Here is a 4,352-nt window from a genome sequence, read left to right on the forward strand (position 1 = left end):
CCCCGGCCGCCCCCCCCCCCCCCCCTTGTCTCGCCCCTCCGCCCCCCCCCCCCCCCCCCCCCCCCCCCGCCCCCGCCCCCCCCCCCCCCCCCGCGCCCCCCCCCCCCCCCCCGGGGGGCCCCCCGGGGGGGGGCCCCCCGCCGCTGTGACGTCTGTCGTGGGGTCCGGCTTCAGGCCGCCGAAGCGTCCTCGGTCTCGTCGTCCTCGTCCATGAACAGGTGGCGCTCCATGTGCACGCGGGCGGCGGCCAGCGCCGGGGCGATCTCCCGGGTGCCGGTCGACACGCACAGCGTGTACGCCGTGTCCTGGAGCTGCTGCCGCACGCGCGGGTCGACGGACTTCGCCGTCTCGACCTCAGCGGTCAGCGTCTCGTAGCGTTCCACCAGGTTCCGAAGGACGGTCGGGTGGGCCATCAGCATCGTCGTACTCCTCGATGTCGGCGAAGTCGGGACGCGCCTGCCCGGCCCACGCTGTTCCATGCGTGAAAGCGGCGAGAAAAATTGCCTGCCGGGCCGCACCCTCTTCTTCGTCGCGTCTTTGCGCAGGCCCCGGATAGGGGTCGAGGGGTGCGAAGTAGTAGTCCCTTCACGGTACATGACACTCATGTCCACAACGGGGGCCGGTGAACGTGATGTTCGACTCGTCTTCGCCGCTGTGCCGAGGGAATGCCGCTCGCGCGGGCGCCGGGCGGCCGGTTGTCGAACACCGGGTGTCGACGTACCGACGTACCGACGAGTCGACCTGTCGCCACGACATGACGCGGCGACAGGTCGACAGCTGACTGCTTGTCGGACGCGGTGTCGTCCGGGCGGCCTTCTAGTCGATGCCGCGCAGGATGTGGGTCTCCGTCAGATCGTCCTCGTAACCGGCGAGGCGGATCGGCGCGCACCGGGACCAGGTGTCCAGGGGGCGTTCCTCGGCCAGGAGCGAGGCACCGTCGCCGCCTCGTTCGGCCGACTCATTGCGCTTCAGTTGATCAGGTGACACCGCGCACTCCTTTGCGTCGCGTGGACCGGCGACACCCGACGCGGCCGTCCGACCGCGCCCGGCGCCCGGTGGGATGGCTCTTCGGGCGGTACGGACGCGGTGGCGCCTTGGGCCCCCCACGCCCGGGGGCGAAGGGGAGGACCGGAGCGCGGCCGAGGTGGGCGACTCGTTCCGGGACGGGCCCCGGGGTTCGGTACATCCCCTGAGACCGGTTCGTCCCGCACAGCGTAAGCCTGCCCGTCCTCCGTCACCAGCCGGTTTCCGGCGCGCTACGCACAGTGGCGAAGTGCCGTGCGCGCGTGCGAAACCGGCCCTGGCCGCTGCCGTGCGGCGCATGGTTGCTACGGTTCCTCGTGCTCAACAGCGAAGAGGACCGAGACGAGGGGCCTGCGCCATCCGGGTCACGCGCGCGTGAAATATCCGGAAAGCCGGAGATATCCGCGCCGCCGGCCAAGCCCCGCCGCCGGCTGCTGGCCGATGTGAGCCCGCTGCGCGAGCACCCGGACTTCCGCCGCCTGTGGTTCGGCAACACCGTGTCGTACATCGGCTCTCAGATGACCGCGATGGCCGTCTCGCTCCAGGTCTACGCGATCACCGGCTCCAGCTTCTACGTCGGCCTGGTCGGCCTCTTCTCGCTCGTCCCGCTGATCGTCTTCGGCCTGTACGGCGGCGCCGTCGCCGACGCGGTCGACCGGCGCAAGCTCGGCCTGATCACGGCCGCCGGCTCCACCGTCTGCTCCGGCGTGCTGGCCGCGGCGGCTTTCGGCCATCTCAGGTCCGTGGCACTGCTCTACGCCGTCGTCGCGCTCCAGGCGGTCTGCTTCGCGATGAACTCGCCCGCCCGCTCCTCGATGATCCCGCGCCTGCTGCCGCCCGAGCGGCTGCCCGCCGCCAACGCGCTGGCCTCGCTCGCGGGCGGGGTCGGCCAGATGGCAGGACCCATGCTCGGCGCCGTCCTCGTGGGCGCCTGGGGCTACCAGGCCGCGTACACCGTCGACGTCGCCGCCTTCAGCGCCTCCCTCTACGCGATGTGGCGGCTGCCCGCGATGCTCCCCGGCGAAGGGGACGGCGCGGCCCGTCGCCGCCCGTCGGTCATCGAGGGCCTGCGCTACCTCGCCGCCCGGCCCAATCTGCGCACCACCTTCGTCTCCGACCTCGCCGCCATGGTGCTCGCCCAGCCCCGCGTGCTGTTCCCCGCCGTCGCCGGGCTCTGGTTCGGCGGCGACACCCGCACCGTCGGCCTGCTCGCCGCCGCCCCCGCCGTCGGCGCGCTCCTCGGCAGTGTCTTCTCCGGCTGGCTCGGCCGGGTCCACCGCCAGGGCTTCGCCGTGCTGCTCGCCGTCGGCTCCTGGGGCGCGGCCGTCGCCGTCTTCGGGCTCACCCGCAACCTCTGGCTGGGCCTGCTCTTCCTGGCCTTCGCGGGCTGCGCCGACACCGTCTCGATGGTCTTCCGCAACACCATGCTGCAATCCGCCGCCCCCGACGACATGCGCGGGCGCCTCCAGGGCGTCTTCCTCGTCGTGGTGGTCGGCGGCCCCCGCCTCGGCGACTTCCTCGCGGGTTCCGTCTCCGACCTGTTCACGCCCACCGTCGCCGTCGTCGGCGGCGGCCTGGCGTGCATCTCGGCCATCGCGCTGATCGGCCTCTTCCAGCGCGGCTTCGTCGCCTACGACGCCCGCCGCCCGGTGGCCTAGGAGCCGTTTTCAGGGGCGCGGCCGCTCCTCGGCGAGCGCCGACACGGCGGCGGCCAGACCGGCCTGCGACGGGTCGTACGCGACGGCGGCGGCCGCCAGCCGCAGGACGTCGGCGAGGGCGCCGTCGGTGAGGTGGTCGGGCGCGCCGACGCGCGCGAGACCGCGGGTGAGCAGGCCGCGGGCGGCATCGGGACGGCCGCGGCGCAGCATCTTGACGGTGGCGACGGCGTTGGCCAGGGCGCTGGCGGCCGGGGACCAGGCGGTGGCGGGCGCCGCGGGCACGGTGGCCGACCCGGCCGGCTCCGCGCGGACGGACAGGTCCAGGCGCCAGAAGAGCGGAAGACCGCGGAAGGCGGCGAAGAGCAGCCGCTCGCCCATGGCGGCGGCTGACTCCGGGTCGACGCGGAGCGAGGCCAGCGGCCGGACGCGCCCCAACGCCACGGCGGCGGTGTCGACGCAGTGGGCGAAGCGGTCGCCCGGCACGGTCCATTCGAGGTCGATGTCGCTGTAGGCATCGGCGGTGCCCGAGGCCAGCGAGCCGCGCAGCCGGGTCCGGGAGCCGGGGCAGTACGCGGCCAGCGCGGCCAGCAGCTCGCGCGCCAGGGCCGCGCGTACGGCCGGGTCGAGGGCCGTCATCCGCTGCGCTCGGGCAGCGCGTCGACGTACACCCACGCACCGTCCTCGCGGCCGAAGCGGCTGTTCTCGTACTGGTCACCCGGTTGGCCGTCGGCCAGGAAGCGGGCGCGGAATTCGACGGTGCCCTCGGTGTGGAAGGCGGTGCCGCCGGTCGAACCGAGGATGTCGAGGCCGGTCCACCGCACGTCCCCGTCGAAGCGCAGGCCCGGCGGCCGGGTGCCGGAGTGCCACGTACGCAGCAGATAGGCGGCGTCGCGTACGGCGAAGGCGGCGTACCGCGACCGCATGAGCTGCTCCGCGGTCGTGGCGGCGGACCGTCCCTGGTGGAGGGCGCCGCAGCAGTCGTCGTACGCGGCGGGCCGTCCGCACGGGCAGGGAGCCGTAGGGGAGAGCCGGGTGGCCGCCGGGCGGCGGTTCTGACGTCGGGGCATCCTCTGATTGTGGCGGACGCCGCCATTCGCGGGAGTCGTGGGTTTTGCCCGCCCCGCAGCGGAAAAGTGCTGACCGTGGCGCAAATCGGGTGCGCGCGCCACCATCCTCCTCCGAAAGGAATCCCCGTGAGTACGGCGCAAGACGAGTCAGCCCAGGTAGCGGTCACCTTCGACGGTTGCGCGAAGGAGGACGCGCAGACCGTTCTCGACGCTCTGAACACCAGCTTCGCCTCGGACCGCGAGCCCGACGACATCCCGCAGGACTCCGCGGACGGGCGGCCGATGGTCTGGAGTGCCACCTTCGACGTGTCCCGCACCCTCGGGGTGCCGGGACCCGCGCGGCTCGGCGAGTCGCTGACGGTCACGGCCCAGGGCGGCTACCGCGCGGTGGACCGGCTGCGGGAGAGCCTGGCCGAGGCGTTCACCGTCCGGGTGGTCGGCACCGCGGCGGGCGACCAGGAGCAGGAGGCGCGCTTCCGGCTGGAGAACCACGGCGCCGCGTGACCGCCTGACCGCGTGACCGCGTGACCGCGTGACCGCGTGACCGCGTGACCGCGTGACCGCGTGACCGCGTGACCGCGTGACCGCGTGACCGCGTGACCGC

General features: G+C 73.8%; 6 protein-coding genes. 2 read left to right on the forward strand and 4 right to left on the reverse strand.

Annotation, left to right across the window (positions count from 1 at the left end; all coding sequences use genetic code 11):
- Positions 1–170: 170 nt before the first annotated feature.
- Both ACIP4Z_RS34205 and ACIP4Z_RS34210 read right to left on the reverse strand, forming a co-directional pair.
- Positions 171–419, reverse strand: coding sequence for a DUF5133 domain-containing protein (locus ACIP4Z_RS34205; RefSeq protein WP_355350278.1), 249 nt, complete (start codon positions 417–419; stop codon positions 171–173).
- Positions 420–816: 397 nt separating this feature from the next.
- Complete coding sequence (locus ACIP4Z_RS34210) at positions 817–987, reverse strand: hypothetical protein (protein WP_355350281.1); 171 nt, start codon at positions 985–987, stop codon at positions 817–819.
- A 416-nt stretch (positions 988–1,403) separates the two neighbouring features.
- Between ACIP4Z_RS34210 and ACIP4Z_RS34215 the strand changes: the two genes are divergently transcribed.
- Positions 1,404–2,681, forward strand: coding sequence for an MFS transporter (locus ACIP4Z_RS34215; protein WP_401314441.1), 1,278 nt, complete (start codon positions 1,404–1,406; stop codon positions 2,679–2,681).
- 9 nt (positions 2,682–2,690) lie between these two features.
- On the opposite strand, the gene ACIP4Z_RS34220 is transcribed toward ACIP4Z_RS34215, so the two are convergent.
- The gene (locus ACIP4Z_RS34220; RefSeq protein ID WP_401314371.1) at positions 2,691–3,353 is read right to left on the reverse strand and encodes a hypothetical protein; all 663 of its coding nucleotides are present in this window, start codon (positions 3,351–3,353) and stop codon (positions 2,691–2,693) included.
- The gene (locus ACIP4Z_RS34225) at positions 3,314–3,748 is read right to left on the reverse strand and encodes a YchJ family metal-binding protein (protein ID WP_355350289.1); all 435 of its coding nucleotides are present in this window, start codon (positions 3,746–3,748) and stop codon (positions 3,314–3,316) included. The genes ACIP4Z_RS34220 and ACIP4Z_RS34225 overlap by 40 nt, the downstream gene beginning before the upstream one ends.
- A 126-nt stretch (positions 3,749–3,874) precedes the next feature.
- On the opposite strand from ACIP4Z_RS34225, the gene ACIP4Z_RS34230 reads away from it, so the two are divergent.
- Positions 3,875–4,252 carry a hypothetical protein gene (locus tag ACIP4Z_RS34230; protein ID WP_355350292.1) on the forward strand — a complete coding sequence of 126 codons (378 nt, stop codon included), beginning with the start codon at positions 3,875–3,877 and terminating at the stop codon, positions 4,250–4,252.
- Positions 4,253–4,352 lie beyond the last annotated feature (100 nt).

This window comes from Streptomyces sp. NPDC088910, from assembly GCF_044749865.1.
Lineage (GTDB): Bacteria > Actinomycetota > Actinomycetes > Streptomycetales > Streptomycetaceae > Actinacidiphila.